Annotated in this window: 18 protein-coding genes; 3 read left to right on the top strand and 15 right to left on the bottom strand. The window is 35.8% G+C overall.

The window, feature by feature from the left end; all coding sequences use genetic code 11:
* Positions 1-27 precede the first annotated feature (27 nt).
* A complete protein-coding gene (locus ACQY44_RS21560; protein ID WP_428232334.1) occupies positions 28-1836 on the top strand; it encodes a glycoside hydrolase family 2 protein in 1809 nt (602 codons plus the stop codon).
* A gap of 168 nt (positions 1837-2004) precedes the next feature.
* Positions 2005-2568 (top strand): DUF2911 domain-containing protein, encoded by a 564-nt coding sequence (locus ACQY44_RS21555; protein WP_428232333.1) that lies wholly within the window; start codon positions 2005-2007, stop codon positions 2566-2568.
* Positions 2569-2853: 285 nt separating this feature from the next.
* Here ACQY44_RS21555 and ACQY44_RS21550 read toward each other — a convergent pair whose 3' ends face one another.
* Entirely contained in the window at positions 2854-3336 is a 483-nt protein-coding gene (locus tag ACQY44_RS21550; RefSeq protein WP_428232332.1) for a copper resistance protein NlpE, read from the bottom strand.
* 186 nt (positions 3337-3522) lie between these two features.
* Here ACQY44_RS21550 and ACQY44_RS21545 point away from each other — a divergent pair, with 186 nt between their 5' ends.
* Positions 3523-3855 (top strand): YegP family protein, encoded by a 333-nt coding sequence (locus ACQY44_RS21545; RefSeq protein ID WP_428232331.1) that lies wholly within the window; start codon positions 3523-3525, stop codon positions 3853-3855.
* A gap of 69 nt (positions 3856-3924) precedes the next feature.
* Here ACQY44_RS21545 and ACQY44_RS21540 read toward each other — a convergent pair whose 3' ends face one another.
* The 14 genes from ACQY44_RS21540 to ACQY44_RS21475 form a co-directional block, all read right to left on the bottom strand.
* Positions 3925-4311, bottom strand: a complete 387-nt coding sequence (locus ACQY44_RS21540) for a helix-turn-helix transcriptional regulator (RefSeq protein WP_428232330.1) — start codon at positions 4309-4311, stop codon at positions 3925-3927.
* Positions 4312-4536: 225 nt separating this feature from the next.
* The gene (locus ACQY44_RS21535) at positions 4537-4950 is read right to left on the bottom strand and encodes a hypothetical protein (RefSeq protein ID WP_428232329.1); all 414 of its coding nucleotides are present in this window, start codon (positions 4948-4950) and stop codon (positions 4537-4539) included.
* 438 nt (positions 4951-5388) lie between these two features.
* Positions 5389-5532, bottom strand: a complete 144-nt coding sequence (locus ACQY44_RS21530) for a hypothetical protein (protein ID WP_428232328.1) — start codon at positions 5530-5532, stop codon at positions 5389-5391.
* Between the two features lie 37 nt (positions 5533-5569).
* Entirely contained in the window at positions 5570-8122 is a 2553-nt protein-coding gene (locus tag ACQY44_RS21525) for an adenosylcobalamin-dependent ribonucleoside-diphosphate reductase (RefSeq protein WP_428232327.1), read from the bottom strand.
* Positions 8123-8666: 544 nt separating this feature from the next.
* Entirely contained in the window at positions 8667-9566 is a 900-nt protein-coding gene (locus tag ACQY44_RS21520; protein WP_428232326.1) for a carbohydrate kinase family protein, read from the bottom strand.
* Between the two features lie 189 nt (positions 9567-9755).
* Entirely contained in the window at positions 9756-11447 is a 1692-nt protein-coding gene (locus ACQY44_RS21515) for a RagB/SusD family nutrient uptake outer membrane protein (RefSeq protein WP_428232325.1), read from the bottom strand.
* A gap of 21 nt (positions 11448-11468) precedes the next feature.
* Positions 11469-14573: a SusC/RagA family TonB-linked outer membrane protein gene (locus ACQY44_RS21510; protein WP_428232324.1), complete on the bottom strand. Its 3105-nt coding sequence runs from the start codon at positions 14571-14573 to the stop codon at positions 11469-11471.
* A gap of 22 nt (positions 14574-14595) precedes the next feature.
* Positions 14596-16203, bottom strand: coding sequence for a glycoside hydrolase family 32 protein (locus ACQY44_RS21505; RefSeq protein WP_428232323.1), 1608 nt, complete (start codon positions 16201-16203; stop codon positions 14596-14598).
* Positions 16166-17524, bottom strand: coding sequence for a sugar porter family MFS transporter (locus tag ACQY44_RS21500; protein WP_428232322.1), 1359 nt, complete (start codon positions 17522-17524; stop codon positions 16166-16168). Before ACQY44_RS21500 ends, ACQY44_RS21505 begins: the two co-directional genes overlap by 38 nt.
* Before the next feature lie 853 nt (positions 17525-18377).
* The gene (locus ACQY44_RS21495) at positions 18378-21119 is read right to left on the bottom strand and encodes a substrate-binding domain-containing protein (protein WP_428232321.1); all 2742 of its coding nucleotides are present in this window, start codon (positions 21117-21119) and stop codon (positions 18378-18380) included.
* 249 nt (positions 21120-21368) lie between these two features.
* Entirely contained in the window at positions 21369-21956 is a 588-nt protein-coding gene (locus ACQY44_RS21490; RefSeq protein WP_428232320.1) for a LutC/YkgG family protein, read from the bottom strand.
* Positions 21949-23349, bottom strand: coding sequence for a lactate utilization protein B (locus tag ACQY44_RS21485; RefSeq protein WP_428232319.1), 1401 nt, complete (start codon positions 23347-23349; stop codon positions 21949-21951). Before ACQY44_RS21485 ends, ACQY44_RS21490 begins: the two co-directional genes overlap by 8 nt.
* Positions 23350-23539: 190 nt before the next feature.
* Positions 23540-24280 (bottom strand): (Fe-S)-binding protein, encoded by a 741-nt coding sequence (locus ACQY44_RS21480; protein ID WP_428232318.1) that lies wholly within the window; start codon positions 24278-24280, stop codon positions 23540-23542.
* A gap of 249 nt (positions 24281-24529) precedes the next feature.
* A complete protein-coding gene (locus ACQY44_RS21475; protein WP_428232317.1) occupies positions 24530-25891 on the bottom strand; it encodes an FGGY-family carbohydrate kinase in 1362 nt (453 codons plus the stop codon).
* Positions 25892-25900 lie beyond the last annotated feature (9 nt).

The following is a 25900-nucleotide window of genomic DNA, read 5'->3' as shown; positions in this document are numbered from 1 at the left end:
AAAAATGATCCAAAAATAACTATACGAATGAAAAAACTACTGACCCTGCTATTACTAACTGTCCTGACCGGACAGGCACAAAATTTAATTTCGAATGTTCCAAACCGAACGACAACTTCTCTAAACGGTGTCTGGAATTACATCGTTGATCCTTATGAAACTGGCTATTACAGCTTTCATCACGATGAATACGACAAACAGGAAAGACCTTCAAATGCTGCTTTTTTTAATAATTATCATGCCGTAAACAAACAGGAATTAGTAGAATACGATTTTGATAAATCACCTAAAATCAACATTCCGGGCGATTGGACCTCGCAGGTTCCGGAACTTAAATATTACGAAGGAAACGTATGGTTCAAGAAATCTTTCGATTATGATTTAAAAGACAAAAAACGTCTTTTTGTTTATTTCGGAGCCATTAATTACAAAGCGGATGTTTATCTGAACGGGAAAAAACTAAGAAGACATGAAGGTGGTTTTACGCCTTTTAATTATGAAATAACTTCAATAATAAAACCAAAAGACAATTATTTGGTGGTTAAAGTTGACAATACGCGTCATAAAGAAGATGTTCCGACGATTAATACGGATTGGTGGAATTATGGCGGAATCACGCGCGACGTGACTTTAATTGAAGAGAATGAATCGTTTGTGGAAGATTACAACATTCAGCTTAAAAAAGGGAATGCCGCTTTGATTTCAGGATTTGTTAAAATCAACAATTTCAATGCAGTACAAAATCAGGTAACAGTTTCGATTCCTGAATTGAAAATTAATTACAAAGGAAAAGTTGGTGCTGATGGCATTGTAAATTTTGAAATTCCGGCGAAAAAAATCTCATACTGGTCTCCTGAAAATCCAAAATTATATGAGGTAACCATCGCTTTTAATGGAGAAAAACTAAAAGACAATATTGGTTTCAGAACGATCGAAACAAAAGAAGATAAAATTTTGCTAAACGGAAAAGAAATCTTTTTACGTGGTATTTCTATTCATGAAGAAAATGCAAAAGGCGGACGCGCCAACTCTGAAGAAGATGCTTTGCGCTTGCTAAACTGGGCCAAAGAACTGGGTTGTAACTACGTTCGTCTGGCACATTATCCGCATAACGAAAACATCATCAGAACGGCTGATAAAATGGGTTTAATGGTTTGGGAAGAAATCCCGGTATACTGGACAGTAGAATTCACCAATAAAAACACCTATAAAAATGCTGAAGATCAATTGACAGCAGCCATTACCAGAGATAAAAACAGAGCTTGTATTATTATTTGGTCGATGGCAAACGAAACTCCAATTTCTGATGCCAGAAATGCTTTTATCAAAAATTTAGTCGATCATACCAAATCTTTAGACAATACCCGATTAATCAGTGCAGCTTTATTGACTCAAAGTGACAGCGCCGGATTTGGCACTATTAATGACGCTATTGGCGAATATTTGGATATTATTTCATTCAACCAATATTTGGGCTGGTATGGCGGAAATCTTGAAAATGCTGAAAAAATCTTCTGGAAAACCAAATACAACAAACCTGTAATTGTTTCTGAATTTGGCGGAGATGCGAAACAAGGTTTACACGGCGCAAAAAATGAACGCTGGACAGAAGAATTCCAGGAATATTTATACATTCAGAATTTAAAGATGATCGAAAAAATACCTCATCTTAGTGGTTTAAGCCCCTGGATTCTGGTAGATTTCAGATCACCAAGAAGACTTTTACCGGGAATTCAGGACGAATACAACCGTAAAGGACTCCTCTCAAACGATGGAAACAAAAAGAAAGCTTTTTATATCATGCAGGATTGGTATGCCAAAAAGAAAAAAGAATAATTATTCTTCTCTAAAATGATAAATAAGAAAAAAAACAGAAAACTTTCTATATCATTTTAAATTAAACGTAAGAACTATTATCAATTCATTAACAAAAAACAAACAATAATGATATGATTTTTATTCATTATTAACTTACTTTGTAGTTATTCTAAAAATTGTAATCCTATGAAAAAATTAAGTTTACTGGCAGTTACTTTATTTGCTGCCTTTACGGTTCAAGCACAAGAAATAGTAAAATTTGCTCCGCTTGATGCAAGTCCGGTTGATATTGCTTATTTTCCAAATAAAGCAGTAAAATTCAAAAAAACGGATAATCCTTCTCCGCTAATTAAGGTTATATATTCAAGACCTTCTGCAAAAGGACGTAACATTTTTGGTGAGTTGATTAAGTTTGGTGAAGTTTGGAGAGTTGGCGCTAACGAAAATACAGAAATTAAATTCTACAAACCGGTAACAATTGACGGTAAAAATATTCCGGCTGGAACGTATAGCTTATTTGCTATTCCTGAAAAAGACAAATGGACTATTATCATCAATAAAGAACTTGACATGTGGGGGAATTACGCGTATGATGAAAGTAAAGATATTGCAAGAGTTTCAGTTCCTGCTAAACCGGTTTCTACTCCAATTGAAGCTTTATCAATCGCTTTTACGACTCAGGGTTCTGTAGCCAATTTGGTAATTGGATGGGATAAAACAACTGTTGAGTTGCCTATCACGATTAAGTAATTGTAACCGTTATAAGAAATAAAAGGCTGTCAAAAAATTGACAGCTTTTTTTTAATAAACAAATTAATAAACATCAAAGAAAACATTAAAATCTTTTTTGTCGAATCCCGGAGCAGCAATTTCAACCTTATAATTTTGATCTGTTTTTTTAATGTTTACAAAAGATTACGTAAAAAGGGATGAGAAAATTAAAATACGGTTCTCTATAAAAGTGAGTATATAAAATAAAAAAGCTAAAATCTGTAAAACAAATTTTAGCTCTTTATTATATTAAAAAAAACAATCTTATTCATTCAATGTTAAAGCATAATTTAATTTTGATTTGATTTTTTCTCGTTTATTATCTAATAAAAAGACCTTATCAGGGTTCTTGGCAGAATATCCGTAAAAAGTTTGTGCTGATTCCGGTTTGTCATAATTCAGTATATAAATTGTTCCGTCAGGATCATTTCCTAATCCTCTCTCGACATTATATTTCCCTTTTTCTACAAACTTTTTCTCAGGATGTTTACCTTTATAAACAGTACTCAATTCAAATGTATGACTTTCTATTGTACCATCACCCTGATAGATTTTTAATACCGTTTCAATTCCTTCACAATCAGCACAAGGCAATACACCTTCATAAACTGTAACTTTTCCTAAGGTCTTTTCAGTACTCTCCACATCATTTATTTTCGAGGGAGCCTGAATCGTTTCTTCTTTCTTTTTAGAATTGCAAGAACATAACATACCAGCAACAACCAACACCAATACTAACTTTTTCATGACTTTATACTTTTAGACTGTAAATATAAGAATATTCTTGTATTTATTACTACCGTACCACTTTATAGTTTTTTGTATTTTTCTGGTAATCAATTATTATTCCCTGTATTTGTATGATTTATAGGATGAAGTTTTGTAATTTTATGTGTAGCAAAATATTTAATATTTAACTTAATAAGAAACTACATGGGAAAATTTGTAATTACTAAAAGAGCCAATGGCGAATTCCAATTTAATTTAAAAGCAGGTAATGGCCAGACTATTCTGACCAGCGAAGGTTATACTACAAAAGCAGCTTGTACTAACGGAATTGAATCTGTAAAAACCAATTCGCAGGATGATAGTCGTTTTGAGAAAAAAGAAGCCAAAAACGGAAAACCTTATTTTAATCTGAAAGCCAGCAATGGTCAGATTATCGGATCAAGCGAAATGTATGAAAGTGTTTCGGCAAGAGAAAACGGAATCGAATCAGTAAAGAAAAATGCTCCTGAAGCAGTTACAGATGACCATACAGTATAAATACATCTTATGATATTGAAAAGCGGGGTTTTACGACCCCGCTTCTTATTTTTAATTCAAAAGAAGTTTTTAAAGATGTCCGAATTTATCTTTATAACGACACAGTTCTTCCTCTGTTTTGCTTAATAACTTTTCTAAAAGCTTTATTTTATCTTCATAAAGCAACTTTAATGTAGCACTATTATCAGAGTTAATCTGAATACTTCCGTTGTTATTACCTCTGACTTTATTGAAGCTATTGAAATATCTCTGACTGTCAAAGCTAATAACATCTTCTACGCTAACTTCCAGAATGCGGGCTATTTCGACTAATTTTACATAAGAAAGAATCGTTTTTCCTTTTTCAATTTTGCTATAACCTGCCTGTGTAACTCCTAGTTGATCTGCCATATATTCCTGCGTATAATTTTTTAATTCTCTAATGCTTTTAATTTTATTTTTTATTGAAGAGGTCATAATTTTATGGGGGTATTTTGTATAGCTAAAACTGACCGGTATTAAACTTTTAGTATTACAGCTATACTTTTTTAGTTTGTAATATCATACTACTTCAATCGTAGGTTAATAAAGTAGTATGTGTTCATTTTTTTTTAGTTGTAATAATAAAACCATATAAAATAGCGGCTGCCATCAAAACTAAATCGTAAAGTGAAATTCCGAATAATAACATCGTTTGTTTTTTTATAGTTTTTGTTTTGTTTTCTGGAGCAATCTGTCAAAATTGAGGTTCAGGAAATGATCGATTTGTTTTCCTATTACAGGACGATCTATGCCATTGATTTTTACTTTGATTTCTCTTTTATAAATATCTCTCACAATGACATAATATTCAAATTCAATGTCATTATGAAATCTCAAAATTATAAGAATTGTATAAACTAATAAGGTAGGTCCTATGTAATACAACTCTGCTAAATTGGAGAAAACCATACAATAATAAGCCAAAGCGGTTACCGCAATAAAGGCACTATTTTCAAGAAGGTAGGTCTTCTTTTTTTTGAGTAAACCAAGTTCGACAATTTCGCTAAAACGGTATTGCCATCGATTTGATCCATACTGAAACTGGACCTGATCATGAGTAAGGGTAAAAAACATAATAATTTGGGATTATTTAAAAAAAACATGAATTGATTGCTGTGAAGAATTAAAATAAAAACAATTGGATACTATTTTTAATAATTAATTTTAAAACAATATTTCGTCTCCACAATATTACGCATATCTTGTTTTTTTTTCTTACAAAGCCCCTTATAGAATATAACTAAAAGTTGTAATTAAATCTAAAATGTAAATTTTCACTTATTTTTCGTTCTTTTTGAATGGTGATTTCGCTGCTATACTTTTTCGCTGATTGCCCCTGTTTTTAAGGTTAATATAAAAAATAAGGGCTGTTTCTTTGAGTAGAAACAGCCCTTATTATATCTAAAAATTAATACTGTAAATTTTTAATTGTGTTTACATAAATTAGTGTGAAATAACTTCTTTAATAGTCCCATCCTGATTAAACTCTACTTTGCCTATATAGGCTTAAGCCTAAAAATCGTCTGCATCTCCCATTTTTGTTCCGGTTGAATATGAAAATCGGTAGTAAACGACAGATATTTTATCTTTTTTTGACGATCTGATTACCCAATTCAGGACAAAAACAATACTTGCAAAATTCTTTACAGTTATCATTCGATTTATTTAAAAATTCGGGAATTCACCCTTAATATTAACCGCATTTCGAAGAACCGCAATCGCTACACGTAAGACAGCCTTCCTGATAAATAAGGTTACTCGAGTTGCAATTACTGCATTTCTGTCCGCTGACTTCTGTTCCGTCAACAATATAGCGTTTTAAGGCACGTGCTACTCCATTTTTCCAGGTGTTGATAGATTCGCCGTCTAATTGCAGGCTGCTAATCAAATCGACTACTTTATCGATAGGCATCCCGTGTCTTAGGGTACTTGAAATCAACTTGGCATAGTTCCAGTATTCCGGATTAAATTTATGCGAAAGTCCTTCGATCGTCGTCTTATATCCTCTTGTATTTTTGTACTGAAAGTCATAACGACTACCGTCTTCATTTTTATTTTTGATAATTAATCCCTCGGAAACCCAACGCGGAATCATGATACCATCTTCGTCATCTACCAAGCCGGTAAAAATTTCATACGGCCTGCCATCCAGTAATCCGATAAAGGCAATCCATTTGTCTTTACTGTTCTGAAAACGAACTACATCAGCCTCTAGTACCTGAGGCCTTTTGACCGAAAAAGTAGTGGTTTGTCTTTCTGCAAGTTCTGCTTTCTTTTCTGTATTGGCAATCAATACGCCCGAACGCGAGCCATCACGATATACCGTAACGCCTTTACATCCGGCTTCCCAGGCTTCCATGTACAATTTGTTGACCATCTCTTCCGGTGTTTCATTGGGTACATTAATCGTTACAGAGATAGAGTGATCGACCCATTTCTGTATTTTGCCCTGCATTTTTACTTTGCTCAGCCAGTCAATATCGTTACTCGTCGCTTTATAATACGGTGATTTTTCTACTAAGGCATCAATTTCTTCCTGACTGTAATTTTTAGAAACATCATGGCCATTTATCACCATCCATTCTTTAAACCTGTGATGAAACACAACATATTCTTCCCAACTGTCTCCTATTTCATCTACAAAATCAACGCGGGTATCTTTATCGTTTGGGTTTACTTTTCTTCTGCGTTTATATACGGGCAGGAATACAGGTTCTATCCCAGATGTTGTTTGGGTCATTAAACTTGTTGTTCCGGTTGGTGCAATTGTCAATAAAGCAATATTTCGGCGTCCGTGTTGCTGCATTTCATCATACAATTCACTATCCGCTTCTTTTAATCGTAATACAAATGGATTATTTTTTTCTCTTTCAGCATCATAAATAGCAAACATTCCACGTTCTTTTGCCAAATTTACCGATCCTCTGTAGGCTTCTATGGCGAGTATTTTTTGTATTTTTTCGGCAAATAAAATACCTTCTTCACTTCCGTAACGCAAACCTAATGCTGCCAGCATATCTCCTTCGGCTGTAATACCAATTCCGGTACGACGTCCTTCGTTTGCTTTATGTCTGATGTTAAGCCATAGATTTTTTTCTACCATTTTTACTTCATCACTTTCCGGATCCTGATTGATTTTTGCTAATATGGCGTCAATTTTTTCCAGTTCGAGATCAATGATATCGTCCATTATTCTTTGCGCTGCGGCAACATGCTTTTTGAAAAGTTCAAAATCAAAAGAAGCTTTTTTAGTAAATGGTGTATTGACATACGAAAATAAGTTGATGGCCAACAGACGGCAAGAGTCATAAGCACAAAGCGGAATTTCGCCACACGGATTCGTCGATAATGTTTTGTATCCCAGATCAGCATAACAATCCGGCAATGACTCATTGATAATTGTATCCCAGAATAAAATTCCCGGTTCTGCTGATTTCCAGGCATTATGAATAATTTTGTTCCAAAGTTCTTTTGCTTTAATAACTTTAGAATATAACGGATTGTCGCTAAATATTGGATATTGCTGTTCGTATAAAGCATCGGCTTTTACAGCTTTCATAAAGAGGTCATCAATTCGAACAGATACATTGGCTCCCGTAACTTTTCCCTGATCCATTTTGGCATCAATAAAATCAGCTGCATCAGGATGGTTCACTGATACCGAAAGCATCAACGCGCCTCTTCGGCCATCTTGTGCTACCTCACGGGTCGAATTGGAATAACGCTCCATAAAAGGAACCAGTCCTGTAGAAGTCAAAGCTGAATTTTTTACCGGAGAACCTTTGGGACGAATGTGCGACAAATCATGTCCCACTCCTCCTCGTCGTTTCATCAGCTGCACTTGTTCCTGATCTGTTTTCATGATTCCGCCATAAGAATCAGAATTATCATTGCCAATTACAAAACAATTGGATAATGACGCGACCTGAAAAGGGTTACCAATTCCGGTCATCGGACTTCCTTGTGGTACGAGATATTTAAAATCTTTGATCAGATTAAAAACGTCTTCTTCGTGTAGCGGATTTGCATATTTTTTTTCGATTCGGGCAATTTCACCCGCAATACGATGGTGCATATCATCAGGCGATTTTTCAAAAATAGTTCCCTGAGAATCCTTAAGAGCGTACTTGCTTACCCAAACTGTTGCCGCAAGACTATCTCCTTTAAAATATTCTAAAGAAGCCTTGATCGCTTCTTCCTGAGTATAGGTAATTGTGCCGGTTTTTGTTGCTGTTAATTCATCCATAATAATGCTATTTTTTGAAATGTTTAATGAGTGGTAAATCTAAAAACAAATACACTCTAAAAAAAATGAAATGAAAAAAGTTTACAAAAAATAGCACTTAATAAACTGATAATAAAATATTTAAAAATTTATAAACATAAAAAAGTTAACAAATAAATATTTTTTCAAATCATAGTTTATGCAAAATATGACAAAAATCATAGTTTGAGAATAACGAAATTAATCCGTTAAATAAAACCATAAAAAGACATATTTTCTTACTTTTTTTAAAGCATTGATTTTTAATTAAGAATTTTGGCGTATCCCTGTTTTTTTTAAAATAAATATAAACCCCGGATTTAAAAAAAAATGCGTGAAGAAAAATTTACTTATAGGCAGTTTATTATTGCTTTATAAATTCAAAACGTCACTTCTCTTCGAATTAGGTAAGAATAAATGGCACAATAGAACTAAAAAAATAGTCCAATAGGAATATCATTTTTATTTTAAACAAAAAAAAGGCATTCGTTTATGACGAATGCCTTATTATTCAGGACTAATTGTATTATACCTTCAGCATCAAATCTTCAATTTTAGATGTCTCAATTACCGGATTTGCTCCCGGAGAAGCAGCAACCAAAGCACCAATAGCGCAAGCAAAATCAATTGCCGTTTGAGGTTCTTTTCCGGTAAGCAATGAAGTAATCAACGCTGCTAAAAAAGAGTCGCCTGCCCCTACTGTATCTGCGACTTCAACGGGATAACCATCGTTATGATAGAGTTGTCCTTTCCACATTAGCGAAGCGCCGTGTTTTCCTTTGGTCACGCACATAGCAGTTGCCTGTGTTTTTTCTGCAATAAAATGCATATTCTCTTCTAAATCAGTAAAAGGAGACTGCATTGCTGCGGCAATTTCCAGTAATTCTTCGTCATTAAACTTGATAAAATCAGCTGACTGTAGGAGTTGCTCCAGAATTTCATAAGAGTAATGTGGTTTTCTTAAATTGACATCAAAAACCTTATAAATTTTGGTTTGCAACAATTCTTCCAGCGATTTTCTGGATACTTCGTCTCTGCACACTAAACTGCCGTAGATCAAAACATCGGCATTGGCAACTAATTTTTTAGCCAAATCATTCAATTCGATTTTATCCCAGGCGGATGGATACGTAATTTCGTAAGTAGCCGAACCACGATCGTTTAAGGTAACATTTACCAATCCGGTTGGAAAATTTTCTGATTGCATAATGGCATTCGTTTCAAGTCCCATACTTTTTACCTCACTGATAATGGCCTTTCCGTCTTCGTCATTTCCTACACAGCTAATCATGGCTACGTCGCAACCTAGTGTTTTCATGCGTAAAGCTACATTTAATGGTGCGCCACCAATCTTTTTTTCATTGGCAAAAACATCCCAAAGCACTTCTCCGTAAGCTACAGCTTTTAGGTTTTTTCCGTTATTCATGCTAAAAATTATTTTTATATTAATGTTATTCCGGTGGTCTAATCTGAAGGTTAAAATCAACAAAACCCTCACCTTGTGATCACTACTCTTTATTTTTATCTCTTTCGCAAATAGGATTTCTTAAATTCATTTTTACGTTATTGTAAGATACAACAATACTTTTCAACCTCTTTATTGTTTCACAAAAAATTAATAACCTGGGTTTTGCTTGTACAATCCCTGGCTGAAATTAATTTGCTTTAACGGAATTGGACAATACTCTTCTTTATGGGCATCAAAGAATGCATCCTGATAATAGGTACGCTTTGTTTTTTCTTCATTATAAAATTTATTCAGTACTTCATCCGTAACGCCCCAACGCACTAAATCAAAGAAACGATTTCCTTCCATAGCCAATTCTAAACGACGTTCCCAACGCAAGGCTTTGCGTGCAAAATCCTGTGTCCAGTTGCAGTTGCTTCCGTCTACATACGTATTGATTTTAAAGTTTTTTACATACGGCAGTCTTCCTGTACTTTGTGCCGCACGTTCTCTAATCTGATTGATTAATGGCAAAGCTTCTGATTGTCTTCCTAATTCAATCAGGGCTTCAGCACGCATCAAAATCACATCGGCATAACGAATCTGGATTCTGTTTTTTGAGTTTCCGTAAAATGGGTCAATATTGACTACGCAACTGCAACTTGGTGCTACATTTTCTTTTAGTGAAGCAAAATAACCGTACGTTCCCGGCGATCGTACCCATGCCTCTACATACAGAAATTCAGGATCATACTTATAAGGCAAGCCTGGCATTGCAACAGTATGATACAATCTTGGATCGACTGTAGTCGCGTTTATATTTTTATAATCGAAATCCTGATTGTTGTACGTATCAAATTCCGGTAAGCCATTCGCACCTGTTTTAAAAGCATTTACTAAATTTTGACTTGGTTTATGAAAATCGCAGCATCCTAAGCCTTGCGGAGTCGAAAGTACATCAGAGAAATTTAATCTTCCGTATAACGTTCCGTCGTTGTCTGAAAACTGAATTGAAAAGATCGATTCTGCTCCGTTTTCAAAATTGCCGGGTAAAAAGTTATTAGCAAAATCAGGTTCCAGACTTGCTTTCCCCATTACTTTATCTGTGGCTGCAATTACTTCCTGCAAATGCTGCTGGCTGATTCCGGTAACTTTATAGGTTTCATCTTGCGTATAGGCCTGGTACAAACGTGTTTTGGCCAAATAGGCGTAAGCCGCTTTTTGGGTAGCACGCCCCACTTGCGGCTGTGTTTCCGGTAAAGCATCGGCCGCTGCCTGAAAATCTTCTGCAATTTTGTTCCAAAGATCTTCGTTTGAAAGAGCTTTGTTTGAAATCGTTTTGTAATTCTCAACCGGAATATCTTCTGTGATGTAAGGAACATTTCGGAACATAATTTTCAGCATAAAGTAAAAATGCCCTCTTAAGAAACGCATTTCGGCCATACGTATTTTCTTCAACGGATAATCGGCTTCTGAAATTTGCTCTAATGCTTTCAAAGCTTTATTGGCTCTGGAAACTCCAACATAACTGATGTACCAGAAATTGTCTAATTCGCCAAAATCAGGTCGGATATTATTAGAAACTTCGAAAAAATGGAAATCCTGAATATCGTTAGTTCCGCTTCCGCCCTTGTACGCATCATCAGAACGCACATTGCCAAAAGGCCATAAACTGTAAGGTGAATCGTAATGATCGTTCCCTAATTGTGCATAGGCCGCATTCATAAATCCTTCTACTGATTGTGGTGTCACAATATCTTCTTCTGAGAGTACGCCGCGAGGATTATTTTCCAGAAAATCAGAACAGGAACCCAACATGCCAAGAACTAAAAACCCTGTTATATATAGTATTTTTTTCATTTTTTCAGATTTAAACTTTTATTATAATGTAAAATTAAGACCAGCCGTAAAAGTGGTAGGCTGCGGATATCCAAATCCTGCGTTTTCAGGATCTACGCCAGTAAAATTCTTAGCATCAATGATCAATAAATTTTGTCCGCTGATGTACAATCTAAAGCTGTCGAAATTCATTTTTTTCAATACCTCTTTTGGCAAGCTGTATCCTACCTGCAAAACACGAAGTTTAAGATAGTTTCCGTTTTCTACATAATAAGTCGAAAATCGGGATTCTGCATTTCTGTCTACAGTTGTAAGAGCCGGAATAGTCGAATTGGGATTATCGACAGACCAGGCATTTAATAAACGTGTCCCTTTATTTGAACCTACATCATCTACACTCCAAAAATCCGTTTGGTATTTGGTAGTATTAATGACATCAACATCACTTGCTCCTTCCCAGAAAGTGGTGAAATCCCAGTTTTTATATCCTAATCCCAGATTAAATCCATAAGTCAATCCCGGATTTGGATTTCCTATCCAGGTACGGTCTTTATCTGTAATCACTCCGTCACCGTTTAAATCTTTGTAGCGAATCCTTCCAAGGCCTTTTCCTTCCTGAATGGCCGAGTTGTCTACTTCATTCTGGTTTTGAAATAATCCGTCAGTAACATAGCCATACATAGAATTAATTGGTCGACCCAAAATATTGTCGTTCAATCCGTCTCCTCCGTAATTGTTACGTACTTCATCCGGTAATTTTGTAATCTTGTTTTTGTTCGCTGAAACATTGGCCGAAATATCATATTTTAGTCCAAATGAGGTTTCATCGTGGTAGCCTAAAGTAACTTCCCATCCTTCGTTTTGCATCGAAGCGCCGTTTACCCAGCGATTTCCGCCTTCGCCAATTACGCCCAAATAAGGTGGCAAAACTAAAATATCATCTGTTTTTTTGATGTAATAATCAACCGAACCGCTTAATTTTTGTTTGAATAATCCAAAATCTAAACCTATGTTGGTTTGTGTAGTGGTTTCCCATTTTAAATTATCATTTCCGGACTGCGTTGCAATAAAACCTGACGGAAGTAAACCGTTTCCGTTTCCTGCAATGTCATACGCCGTACCAAACGAAGTGGCCCAGGTTGGACTTCCGCCTGCGTAACTTGCCAAATACAAACTGTAAACAGCAGTATTGCTGATTTCCTGATTTCCGGTTTGTCCCCATCCTGCTCTTAATTTTAAATCAGAAAAAACAGGTGCATTATTTTTGATGAAATCTTCATTGCTTATTCTCCATCCTGCCGAAACTGCGGGAAAGGTTCCGAATTGATTGTTTTTACCAAAACGAGACGATCCGTCACGACGAATAGTACCCGAAAGTAAATAACGATTATCAAATTCATAATCTACTTTTCCAAAGTACGAAAGCAATGAATACACTGTTGATGTTCCGCTTGTAAAAGACTCTCCCGTTCCTGCATCCGGATACATGTAATCAGGAGTTTCGATTAAAAAGTCATTTTTACGTAAGGTTGTGGTATCATAAACATCTTTGTACATCTCTGTTCCTGCCATTACATTCAGATTACTTTTTCCGAAATTCAAACTGTAAATTGCAGTATTCGTCCAGGTCCATTTATCACTTACCGACTGGTCAATTGTAACGGATGACTGATTGTTTTGCAAATAACCGGATTGGTAACTTCTTTGAAGGGTTCTTTTCTTATAAGAGCCGTAATCGATACCAAAACTACTTTTGATGTGCAGGTTTTTGATGATCTCTAAATCAGCATACATATTTCCGAAAAGACGCAAATAATCGTATTTATTGTCTTTGTTATATTCCAGAAGCCTAACCGGATTTTGCCTGTCGTTCATTCCGCCAACGGGTCCTCCCCAGCCTTTTCCGTCAACGGTATGTACCGGAATTATCGGCAAAGCACGAAGCGCAGGATCTAAAACTCCCGGATCTGTGACTTCGCTGGTACGGGTCATCGAGAAATTTTCTCCAATCACCAATTTTCCCTCAAAATATTTATAAGAGCCGTTCATTCTGGCAGAAATTCTTTCAAAGTCAGTCGTTTTTACAACCCCTTCATTTCCATAATAGCCCAATGAAAAAACATAATTTCCTTTATCTGACGCATTTGAAACGGATAAATCATAAGAATTTGCTACTCCGGTTTGCGAAACTGCATCGTACCAATTGGTATCTGAAGACTTTAGTGTTTTAGCAGCATCCAGATATTCAGGAATCAAAACCTGGTTCAATTGTGGTTTGTTGTTATTTACCGACCAGTCAAATTGGTAACGTAAATTATTATTATTTGGATTTAATCCGTCGTTGATATTCGCCTGCCACAAAGCCTGACCAAATTGATTGGCATTGAGGACGTCCAGCTTTTTTGAATAATTCGAAAAAGAACTATAAGTACTAAAATTGATTCTCATTTTACCTTCTTTGCCTTTTTTGGTCGTGATGATAATAACTCCGTTTGACGCGCGGGAACCATAAATACTTGCCGAAGAAGCATCTTTTAAAACCTGAATGGTTTCAATGTCATTTGGATTTAATTCGTGCATTCCGGATTTTGTTGGCATTCCGTCAATTACATACAAAGGATCTGTGTTGTTTAAAGTTCCTACTCCACGAATCACTACTTTTGTGTTGGCTCCACTTGGAGAACCATCAGACGAAATTTTCACCCCCGCCACTCTTCCTTGCAGTGCTTTTATTGGGTTAGGTTCCGGTTGCTTCATGACTTCCTTCATGTTTACAACTGCAACGGCTCCTGTAATATCAGTTTTCTTTTGTTTGGAATATCCGGTTACAACCACTTCATTCAACTGATTGTTATCTACTCTTAAAGTAATGTTGAATGTTTTTTGTCCTTTTAATTCAATCGATTGTGGGCTGTATCCGATAAATGAAACAACAATCTTGGCATTGTCAGCTACATTTTGAAAAGAGAAATTCCCGTCAAAATCTGTTACGGTACTGGTTTGGGTTCCGGAAATAACAACAGTGGCTCCCGGAAGTGGCATTCCGTCATCAGACGAAATTACCGTTCCCTTAATTCCTGTTTCCTGTGCTGTCATCACCAGCATGGGAAAAAAGAAAAATAGAAAATAAATGAGTTTGGTTTTCATAGTTAGTGGTTTTGGTTTTTAGTTAGTTTGTATTTAATTGGTTAATTTCTAAGTTGTTTAGCTCAACCCCATTGTTCGAAGAAACAGAAAGAGACGTGTAAGGCTGGTTTGGAAAAAAGATTTCAGTGATTACTCTTTCGCCATTATTGTAAAATATTTCAATCGAAGTTTTGTCAAGAATGATTTTAAAAACACCCTCTTTTTGATTTCCGTCTAAGGCTGCTTTGGTAATTGTTGAAGCAAATTTTTCTGAGAAATCAATTTTGCCTGATTTCGAACGATCTACAAATAAATAGTGATCTGTATTATTGATTCCGAAAGTCACCGCTTCCCCACTTGCATTTGAAAGTGTAAAAGTGTACGTATCCTGTTTCAGATTCTTGATATTAAACTGAAGCATTGCCTTTGTTAAATCAATCTTTCCCGTTTCAACCATAGCTAATTTTCCTTTACCTTTCAGATTTTTTACTTTGATTGTTTTAGCAATGTATTTGTTGATTTCTTTGACAGGATTATTAATCATAAGATAATCGCTTCCTTTTTTGATCACCTGAAGTTCACGCGCAATTGTTGTGCTACTTCTCCAGGATTGTGTTGGAACTTCTTGTGCATACTCCCAATTCGACATCCAGCCGATAAATAATCGTCTGCCGTCAGCGTTGGGGATATTGTTCCAGGTTACTCCCGCATAATTGTCTTTTCCGTAATCTAACCAAACCGCTTTTTCAGCAGCCGTTTTTTTAGCAAAATTAGATTCTAACGTAAAAGTTGTTCCGTCGAAATCTCCAATAAAATATTGTGTTCCTGAACCGCCGTTGGCTCCGCCCGGATTCAAATTCTGAATTAAAACCCATTTGGTTTCATTGGTACCTTCTACTTTTATCTGAAAGAAATCAGGACATTCCCAAACACCACCATGTGCGCCAATATTTTTCCCGAACTCCGATAAGTAGTTCCAGTTTTTAAGGTCCTTAGAGGCATAAAAACGGGTACGGTCCTGAGCTGCCAAAGCCATAATCCATTGTTTATGAGTTTCATCCCAATTTACCTTTGGATCACGGAAATCACGAATTCCAGGATTTTTAATGACCGGATTTCCTTCCTCAAATTTCTGCCATGTAAAACCATTGTCATTCGAAAATGCAATATCCTGCTGTTCTACATCAATTTTACCTTCTTTTTCTTTTGTCATATCGTGTAGCGTATAGATTGCTACAATTGGGGCCGTTTTTCCGGTACCTAATCCTGAAGTATTATGTGTATCTACAACAGCGCTTCCTGAAAAAATATATTTGTCATTGTCCGGATAAAGCGCAATGGGCTGCTCTTCCCATTTAATTAAATCTTTGCTAATAGCATGTCCCCAATGCATCGGTCCCCACACACTTTTCTCCGGATAATGCTGGTAATACAAATGGTAATAGCTATCAGCATAGAACATTCCGTTAGGATCATTCATCCAGCCTTTTTTTGGAGTAAAATGAAAATTAGGACGGTACATTTTTTCTTCTGTAGCAATGCTTGTTGAAACAGCAGTGGTTTGTGCAACAGCCGAATAGGGTTTGCAAGCGCCGATTGATAATACTACAGCACTATATAATGCCAGCGGCAGATGTTTTTTTGGTGTCATGTTTTTTGATATTTTTTTTGGTTAGATTTTCACTTAATATTTCTAAAGAGATTCCTTTTGTTTCGGGCATTATAAAAATAACAAAGAGTAATTGCAAGACCATCATCAATGCAAAAATTAAGAATACGACTTCAGGTCCTATTTCTGAAAAAAGCATCGGAATTAAGGACGGAATAATGGCTGCTAAAACCCAGTGTACGGAACTTCCAAAGGCTTGTCCCGAGGCACGAATATGGTTGGGGAAAATTTCTGAGATAAAAACCCAGATCACAGCTCCCTGGCCAATGGCATGCGAAGCGATAAACAAGAAAAGGAAAATAGGTACTGATAGCCCTCCCCAATTGTAGAAAAACGAAGCAGAGACTAATCCTAAAGAAATAATATATCCCACAGAACCAATATACATTAACAACTTTCTTCCTAATTTGTCAATTAATGCTACTCCGATTAAGGTAAATATAAGGTTTGTAATCCCAATCCCGATGCTGCTTAGTAAGGCGGTATTTTGTCCTAAACCTACTTCTTCAAAAATTCTCGGTGCGTAATATAAAAAGGCATTGATTCCTGAAAACTGGTTGAAAAAGGCAATTAAAAAAGCCAGCATTAACGGAAAACGGTATTTTTTCATGAAAATATTCTCGTGTTTGGTAACACCATTTTCTCTGGAATCATCCATAATGTCTTTAAGATCTGCAGTGGGATCAATTTGAAACAAGACTTTACGGGCTTCTTCGTCACGGTTTTTAGAGAGTAACCATCTTGGGCTTTCCGGAATTGTAAGGATAAAAAGAATATAAATAAGAGAAGGAAAAGCCTGAACTCCCACCATCCAGCGCCAGGCATTTTCTCCAATATCTTTTAGAAAGTAGTTGGATATAAAAGCAATTAAGATTCCTAAAACAATATTGAATTGATATAACGCAACCAAACGACCGCGTTTGTTTGCCGGAGCGATTTCTGACACATACGCCGGAGCCGCAATGGTTGAAGCCCCAACACCTAAACCTCCTATAAACCTCAAAGCTGCAAATATATAAGGATCGTTTGCAAAAGAAGCCCCTATCGCCGAAACAAAATATAAAATCCCAATCCAGAAAAGTGTCTTTTTACGACCTATTTTATTGGTTGGAATTCCTCCAAAAATGGCCCCTACAACGGTTCCCCAAAGTGCCATTGCCATGACAACAGATCCGTGAAAAGCATCGGATGAATGCCAAAGAAGCTGTAGTTGTTTATCAGCTCCAGAAATTACTACGGTATCAAAACCGAATAGAAAACCTGCCAGTGCAGCAGTAACAGACCAAATCAATATCTTGTTCATTGTAGATGTATTAAAAACTTATCGCTAAGATATCCGCAAAAAAAACAACCTATTTTTAATGATGTTACAATTTAATTCCTTAAATATTGACAGTTTGACATATTCAACTCAAGACCTTTATTTACAAGTCTTTACATATCTTAAATTTTATTTACGAAAACCGTGTAGTTTCGATTTTGTTACATTTAATATAAAAATGTTACATGAAATAATTGAAAAAGGGACAAATTAACAAAGGTCCTGAGGTTAAAAGTTGTTAAAAAAACTATAAGTAAAGAGAATTTTACATTTTATTTAAGTTTTACCTTTTGAATTGGTTCTGATTTATTTGAAGATAAGCCAGGCAATTAGGATGTGTTACCCTAACAGGTTTCTAAAACCCGTTAGGTATTCTATTTATTATGGCAAGCAAATCTCACGAAAAAGTCAAAAACCGTAAAGTTTCTTTTATTTCAATGAAGGAGAGATGAAGCCAATCTTCGTGAGAAGGTCGACAAAGATTGGATTCTCGTTGCGGAGCTACTTGCGAAGATTTGCTTCGCCTGTTCGCTATCGCTCGGATCTCCTTCGTCGAAATGACAAACTAGACGAAAATATCATTATGAAAATGATTGCTCTAGCCCCGATAGAAGTGGAAATCCTTTTGTTCCGGGGTTCGGAACAAAAGATTGTAACGGAGAGCGGGATTAGCTCCTGAATCAAAAACTTCAAATTTCTGTTGTTATCCTAACAGGTTTCGAAAACCTGTTAGGTATTCTCTGTGTTGATTATTGGGCGCATACGGCTAAAAAAAAGCTACAGAAAAACAATTGAGATGCACTTTCTACTCAAAAAAAACAATACCAAAAACTCATTAATAATGATCGTTTTTATATTCTTTAGGAGAAACTCCAAATTTATTCTTAAAAGCAGTAGAAAAGTAGTTTGGTGAAGAAAACCCAAGGGAGTAGGCAATCTCAGAAATATTCATCTGGTTTGACTTCAAAAGCTCTGCGGCTTTCTCTAATTTGACATTATTGATATGATCGCTGATATTAATCCCGATGATTGCTTTCACCTTGCGGTACAACTGAACTCTTGAAACACTTAGTTTGTCTGCTAAATCCTCTACAGAAAATTTAGGATTTTCAACGTTGAGTTTAATAATATCATTCATTTTAGTAATAAAAGTTTGTTCCTGATTTCCAAATTTAGATTCAGGCTCAATACGATAAATATTATTGGTATAATAATACCGAAGTTTTTCTCTGTTGAAAAGCAAACCCGAAATAGATTGTTTTAAAATCGAAAGACTAAACGGTTTTGTCAAATACTGATCTACCCCACTCTGCAAGCCTTTTAGAACAGATTCTTTGTTGCTTTGCGCTGTCAGAATAATGATTGGAATGTGTGAAGAACGCAGATCTTTCTTTAATTCTTTACTGATTTCATAACCATCTTTGTCAACCAGATTGATATCGCAAATGATGATATCCGGGACAATTTCCATTGTTTTTTCGATAGCATCACTTCCGTCAGAAGAATACACCATATATTCACCGGATAATTTTGCTTTTAAAAATGTAACCAGATCAATGTTATCTTCGATGATCAAAAGCGAATGTTTCTCTGATTCAGCAATTGCATGTACTTCTTTAAAATCAGGCTCTATATCCAGGTTATCTGTTATTAAATTTGGAGTTAAATTTAAGTTTTCGGTTTGATTTACCATTTCTGAAGGCTGTAAATGACTGCTTCCTTTTAATAAAGTAATGACAAACTCGCTTCCCTGTTTTGATTTAAGCTCAATGGTTCCGTGGTGCAAGAGCACAAATTCTTTGGATAAATGAAGTCCAATTCCTGAACTGTTTTTGTTATTGTTTGAAGCTTTAAAAAATGGACTAAACACATTAGACCATTCATTTTCAGGGATTCCAATTCCGGAATCCTTAAAGCTGATTTTTACCGTATTGTCGTGATTTTCGACAATCGAAATGTTTATTTTTCCGTTATCCGGCGTAAATTTAAAAGCATTGGAAAGCAGATTGAAATATACCTTATCCATCAGACCTCTATCGATAAACAACTCCAGGTTTTTATTTTTAATTGTCACCTGAAAATCAATATTTCTACGGGCAGCTTCTCCTTTAAAGTTGGTCATTACTTCGTTAGTAAAATTGTACATATTGGTACTTGAGGCTCTTAAAGTAAATTTTTGCTCCTCTATTTTTCTAAAATCCAGTAACTGATTTATTAATCTGAGTAATCTGTTCGAATTTTTATGAATGAGTTTTACCTCGTCAATAAGTGCGGTTCCTTTGATTTTTTCATTTTCGATCAGGGACTCTACATAACTCATAATCAAAGTTATCGGGGTTTTAAATTCGTGTGAAAGTCCGGTAAAGAAATTCAGTTTCGCTTCGTTGCTTTTCGCTGCAATCTTTGCCATTTCCTGAATCTCATTGTTTTGATCGATTACAGTCTGATTGATACTCTCTAGTTGTTTTTTCTTTTTTGAAATAGAAATCGTCGAATAAATGCTGTAAATGGTGAGGCTCAAAATAATCACCAGAAAAAAACTTAGCAAACGCACCAGATTATTTTGTGAAGCATATTCTCTTTCCTGAATTTTGATTGCCGCTTGCTGCGACTCGATAACGGCTTGTTGCTGATCGACTTTATCCATTTGGTTTTCGATAATTTCAGCATTGTTCTGGTCGATAACAATGGTATTGAGGATATTATTTTTAGAAATGGGTTCTTTATGATACATTTTCAGAGCCAGTTTCAAAGCTTCATTTCCTCCCGTTGGATATAAAATAGTTCCGTCGAGAACGCCACTTTTTACCAATTCGATCCCGCCATTCACAGAATTTAATCCATCAACACCTAAAAATTTAATTTTATTCTCTAATCCAACCGTTTTTGCAGTTTCCCATGCGCTTAATGCCATACGATCGTTGTGCGCAAAAACGTATTCAATATCAGGATTTTGCAAAAGAATTGTTTTTAACGGCGCACTAACGGATTCTTTTTCCCAATTGCCGTGAATGGTATTTACAACAGTAAAACGTTTATTGCCTTTAATGATCTGATCAAATCCAAGGCTGCGTTCATAAGCAGGCGAAGAGCCATTTGCTCCTGTAATTTCAACGATTTTGCCTGAACCTTTGCTGTGTGAAACAACATATCGGGCGGCAATCCTGCCTATTTCAATATTATCGGCTCCAAGATAAGCCGTGTAATTTTCGCCATCGATTTTGCGGTCTACCACAAGAACCGGAATTCCGGCTTTAATCGACTTTTCTACAACTGCAGTTAAGGGTTTTGACTGAATAGGAGATACAATAATTACATCTGCTTTATTGGCTATAAATCGTTCGATATCTTCGATTTGTTTGGTGACATTATTATGGGCGTCGCTAATTTTTAAATCGACTTCAGGTCGCAACGAAGCTTCAATTTTTATCGAACTGGTCATTTGTTTGCGCCAATCGTCTGTGGTCATCGCTTGCGAGAAACCTACTTTTATTTTATCTCCCTGTTTTTGACTGCACGAGACTAAACTTAATGATGCTAAAAATAGCAGCAAAATATATCTTACAAATGGATACATGAATTATGAGTTTATGTAAATGAAATTGAGTTTTCAAAAAATACCTTCCTGAACCCACAACTTGTCAAAATAATTAGGAAGGATTATTTTGTACTGACAAGCGGAAAGGCAATATATAATAAGGTAAAATTAAACTTTTATTTGATGTACACAAATCTTATCCGGTATCTGTAAACAAAAAAAGAGGCTATTGAATCCTCTTTTAATTTCTATTTTATAAACTGTAAATAATTTCTTCTCTTAAATATTTTAATCCAATAAAAAAACAATCAACCCTCTTGCGCCGTGTGCTCCTAAAACCAATGATTGTTCGATATCAGCGGTTTTTGATGGTCCGGCGATAAAAGTCCCGAAACCGTATTCCTGATTTCCAATTCTTTCATATGCCTGATGCATCGTGGCGATGATATCTTTTTTATGAACGATAATGGCCAGATATTGTGCTATAAAAGGCGATACACGCTGTCCTAACAAATCGTCTGTCACCCAAAGTGCACTATTTTCGGCTACGCCAAAATGCGCTTTTATAATATTCAGTTCTACATCCTGAAGCGAATGCGGATTATCATTGATCCAGTCTAAACCTGCAATTTCTGAAAGTTCCGGAATTGTCGTTATAATACGTTTTTCGATCGCATAATTTGTTTTTATGTATTGGATGATTTCGTTGTAATCAGCAACTTCGATGGGATCTCCGCCAATATTTTTCAGTACTGTTTTATACGTTGCAAGCACGTCAGGATTGTCTGAATTTAAAAGATTCAGGTCAGGCAGGTCTGTCATAAAAGCAGGTTGGCTTTGCTTTATTTTATTTAAAATTTCCGCTTTACTACTCATTGTCTTTTGCTTTTGCTTCTCTTGAATTTTTCTTGTACCATTCTCTAAAAGATTCCTCCGGAACGTCCGGCATTTCGCGCTGATCGTACCATTTGTTCATTTTATTATTGACCAGTCCGGGAATATTTTTCATTACAAAACGACCTGATTTTCCGGCAATATTAAAAATCGTTGGATTCGCTAAAACCTTTGCCATCGTATTCATTGCAATGGTTTTCGATGTTGGCGTATGTCCTTCTTTTACCAAAACCTGACGCCATTTGTACAATTGGTCGTGTATATCAATTTTAACCGGACAAACATTCGTACAAGAACCACAAAGCGTGCTTGCGAAAGGTAAGTCGGCATTTTTACTCATGTCTAAATTGGGTGCCAGTATAGAACCAATAGGTCCTGCAACGGCATTGTGATAACTGTGTCCGCCACTTCGTCTGTACACCGGACATGTATTCATACAGGCACCACAGCGAATGCATTTCAGGGAATTTCTAAAATCTTCTCTTCCTAATTGTGTGCTTCTGCCATTATCAACAATCACAATATGAAGTTCCTTTCCGTCTCTTGGTTTTTTAAAGTGACTTGAAAACGTCGTGATGGGTTGTCCTGTGGCGCTTCTGGCCAATAATCTCAGGAAAACGCCTAAATGTTTACGCTGCGGAATCAGTTTTTCGAATCCCATACAGGCAATATGAACATCGGCTAAATGTGCGCCCATATCTGCATTTCCTTCGTTGGTACAGACCACAATTTCGCCTGTTTCCGCAATCGCAAAATTGACTCCGGTTAAAGCTACTTTGCGGGTTAAGAAGGTATTTCTTAAACTTAAACGCGCCGATTCAGTTAAATACTGAGGATCTATGTTTCCTTTTTCTGTTCCTAAATGTTCGTGGAAAGTTTCGCTGACATCTTCTTTTTTAAGATGAATGGCAGGCAAAACAATATGACTTGGAGGTTCTTTACGAAGCTGAACAATATATTCTCCTAAATCCGAATCGATTACTTCAATACCTTTTTCGGCCAGATAATCATTCAAATGGCATTCTTCGGTAAGCATCGATTTTGATTTCACCATTTGCTTCACCTCATGTTTTGCCATGATCGAATGCACGATTTGATTATGTTCTTTCGCATCGGCTGCCCAATGTACGATGATACCATTCTTTTGTGCATTTACTTCAAATTCAATCAAATAATCGTGAATGTTTGAAAGCACATTATTTTTGATTTGTGAAGCGGTTTCGCGAAGTAATTCCCAGTCCGGGATTTGATGCGCTGATTTATCCCGTTTTTCACGAACAAACCAAAGTGTTTCATCGTGCCAGTTGACGCGTTCTGTATCTTTGTTAAAACGTGCTGCGGCTTCGCTGTGCGGTATAACTTTTTCTGATGACATTTTTAATTATTTAAAAGTCAATTTTGAAATTAATTACTATTTCTAAACCTTAATTATTGGTAACTTATTTAACCGCAAAGCTCGCCAGGTTTTTTACGCAAGGTTCGCAAAGCTAAATTTAATCTTAGCGAGCTTTGCGTTTTTTTCTTTGCGAGCTTTGCGGTTAAAAATCACACTTAAAACTTATTTTTTAATTTCCGAGTGAATTTAAAATTTCGGCGATATGAATGGTTTTTATCGGGCTTTTTTGTCTTTTCAGAATGCCTTCTAAATGCATTAAACACGACATATCTCCACCTGTAATATAATCTACGTGATGGTTTTCATGGTCTTTTATCCGGTCTTGTCCCATTTTTACTGAAACGGCTTCTTCGGTCACACAAAATGTTCCTCCAAAACCACAGCATTCATCTTTTCTCGATAAGGAAACCAGATTCAATCCTTTTATGTTGTGCAGTAATTGTTCGGGCTTTGAGAAGAATGGTGCGTTAAGTTCTGTCATCTGCGAAAGTTTTAATCCGCGCTGACCGTGACAGCTTATGTGCATTCCTACTCTATAAGGGAAATTTCCGTCTATAGAATCTATTTTAAGAATATCGGTTATAAATTCAGTTAATTCGAATACTTTTTTTCGCATTGCTGCTGCAACTTTTTCTTGTTTTTCGTCATGTAAATGTCCTTTAACATGCAAAACACAACTTCCGGACGGACAAACAATATAATCGAATCCTGCAAAATTAGCGATAAAGTTAGCATCGCAGCCTTTGGTTAAATATTGATATCCGCTATTCGCCATAGGTTGTCCGCAACAGGTTTGTCCCATCGGAAAGTGAACTTCACAGCCTAATTTCTGCAAAAGTTCATAGGTTGCAATGGCTACTTTCGGGTAAAACTGGTCGACATAACATGGTATAAATAGTCCGATTTTCATATTCTGGGTAATTTTTTAATCCTTTTACTGTGGCTATATTTTTAATTGACAGTCCAAATATTTTACGGATTGAACTGTTTTTTTATAGATTTTTTTGTCCCAAATTTCACGAATCAGCACGAATTAATTACTGAAAATTTAAGCAATTCGTGGCAAATAATTTTAATCATTTATCCCGATAGCTATCGGGAGTGGCTTTTTTCTCTCGCAGATTAAGCAGATTTTTAATTCTAAATTTTTAATTGCAACCTAGTGTTTATAAAACTTCAAATCAATTAAATCATTCTGGATTGGTTTAGGATTCCAGTTTTGGTGAATGGCCAATGCGGCGCCTAAAGCACTTGCCTGTGCCATCGAAGCCGCATATACTTCTATATCCGGATACGCTTCGGCCAGTAAATTCATGAAAATTGAATTTTTACTAAAACCTCCATCCACAAAAATCTTTTTTACAGGGCTATTATGAATTACTAAATTAGTCGAAAAAACTTGTTGTTCAACAAGATCAAGCATCAATTGATGGTAGGCGATTTCGTAACTTTTAAAATTCTTCAGGTCTCTTTTTTGAAAAGGGCATTCTTTGAGAATATCAAAATCGTATCTCTTTGGATAAAGGATCTGAAAGTTTATAGCTCTTAAATTTGAAACTATTTTTTTATCAAAATAAACTTCTTTATAACGATCAACCGGCACATTAAAATGTGCTGCCAGTCTTTTGGTCTGCACTTCATGTTCGTTGCCGGAAAAGAGACGGGCGGCTTTTACAGGCTGATCTGTGTATTGCATGTAACACAAACAATCTTGTTGCAACTCTTCAAAAGTCAATTGTTTGTTATTGAATGGATTCAGTGAAATACTCCAGGTTCCTGTCGAGAGTAAAACAAAAGGTTCCGTAAAGTTTATGGTGTAGGGAATAATAGCAGATGAACTGTCGTGTAAACCAACGCCAATGGCTAATCCGTCTTCCTTTTTAATACTGTCTTTTCCGTAATGTAACGGTGGAATTTTAGCCGAAATATTTTCGTTTTTGAGCCATTTATGATACTTCATCTTTTTGAAATTCCAAAGATTGGTATGGCATCCAATACTTGTAATATCAGCATAAGCTTCATTGGTTAACAGGAAACTCAAATATTGTGGCAAATGTAAACAGTACTTTACCTGATTGAATAATTCCGGCTTTTCTTCTTTCAGCCTGTAAATTTGCATTCCTGAGTTCAGACTTCCTAAAACAGGTGAAGCTGTTTTGACTGCAAAAACTTCTTTTCCTTTGTATTTATTATAAAAGTCATTTTTTAACTCCTCGGGATACTCTTTTAGATAATTATACAGAGGAGTTAAAACTTTTCCTTTTTCATCAATGTAGACAAAACTAGCGCCATAGGTACTAAAATTGATGGCTTTTAAAACATAATCTGTCCCGTTCTTTATTTCTGCCAGTCTATCAGATATCCAGTTTTTGAGGACCTCGATATCTTCGCAGGGAAAACCATCTTCATCGACAGTTTCGTTCAGATTTACTGATTTTTCCCAAACAATTTTATAATTTTCATCAAATAAAAATACCTTTTTGTTTGTTTTACCAATGTCAAAAATTGCAACTACATTCATTTATGCTAT

Origin of the sequence: Flavobacterium sp. (genome assembly GCF_965277525.1) — a bacterium.
GTDB lineage: Bacteria > Bacteroidota > Bacteroidia > Flavobacteriales > Flavobacteriaceae > Flavobacterium.
The sequence above is the reverse complement of the archived record's forward strand: the minus strand, read 5'-3'. Positions and strand labels throughout refer to the sequence as shown.

Bases quoted from the DNA above. Each gene is read 5' to 3' on its own strand.
- ACQY44_RS21475 (WP_428232317.1), bottom strand. From the start codon at position 25,891: ATGAATGTAGTTGCAATTTTTGACATTGGTAAAACAAACAAAAAGGTA.
- ACQY44_RS21515 (WP_428232325.1), bottom strand. From the start codon at position 11,447: ATGAAAAAAATACTATATATAACAGGGTTTTTAGTTCTTGGCATGTTG.
- ACQY44_RS21560 (WP_428232334.1), top strand. From the start codon at position 28: ATGAAAAAACTACTGACCCTGCTATTACTAACTGTCCTGACCGGACAG.
- ACQY44_RS21525 (WP_428232327.1), bottom strand. From the start codon at position 8,122: ATGGATGAATTAACAGCAACAAAAACCGGCACAATTACCTATACTCAG.
- ACQY44_RS21505 (WP_428232323.1), bottom strand. From the start codon at position 16,203: ATGACACCAAAAAAACATCTGCCGCTGGCATTATATAGTGCTGTAGTA.
- ACQY44_RS21500 (WP_428232322.1), bottom strand. From the start codon at position 17,524: ATGAACAAGATATTGATTTGGTCTGTTACTGCTGCACTGGCAGGTTTT.
- ACQY44_RS21545 (WP_428232331.1), top strand. From the start codon at position 3,523: ATGGGAAAATTTGTAATTACTAAAAGAGCCAATGGCGAATTCCAATTT.
- ACQY44_RS21555 (WP_428232333.1), top strand. From the start codon at position 2,005: ATGAAAAAATTAAGTTTACTGGCAGTTACTTTATTTGCTGCCTTTACG.
- ACQY44_RS21480 (WP_428232318.1), bottom strand. From the start codon at position 24,280: ATGAAAATCGGACTATTTATACCATGTTATGTCGACCAGTTTTACCCG.
- ACQY44_RS21485 (WP_428232319.1), bottom strand. From the start codon at position 23,349: ATGTCATCAGAAAAAGTTATACCGCACAGCGAAGCCGCAGCACGTTTT.
- ACQY44_RS21530 (WP_428232328.1), bottom strand. From the start codon at position 5,532: ATGATAACTGTAAAGAATTTTGCAAGTATTGTTTTTGTCCTGAATTGG.
- ACQY44_RS21495 (WP_428232321.1), bottom strand. From the start codon at position 21,119: ATGTATCCATTTGTAAGATATATTTTGCTGCTATTTTTAGCATCATTA.
- ACQY44_RS21535 (WP_428232329.1), bottom strand. From the start codon at position 4,950: ATGTTTTTTACCCTTACTCATGATCAGGTCCAGTTTCAGTATGGATCA.
- ACQY44_RS21510 (WP_428232324.1), bottom strand. From the start codon at position 14,573: ATGAAAACCAAACTCATTTATTTTCTATTTTTCTTTTTTCCCATGCTG.
- ACQY44_RS21490 (WP_428232320.1), bottom strand. From the start codon at position 21,956: ATGAGTAGTAAAGCGGAAATTTTAAATAAAATAAAGCAAAGCCAACCT.
- ACQY44_RS21550 (WP_428232332.1), bottom strand. From the start codon at position 3,336: ATGAAAAAGTTAGTATTGGTGTTGGTTGTTGCTGGTATGTTATGTTCT.
- ACQY44_RS21520 (WP_428232326.1), bottom strand. From the start codon at position 9,566: ATGAATAACGGAAAAAACCTAAAAGCTGTAGCTTACGGAGAAGTGCTT.
- ACQY44_RS21540 (WP_428232330.1), bottom strand. From the start codon at position 4,311: ATGACCTCTTCAATAAAAAATAAAATTAAAAGCATTAGAGAATTAAAA.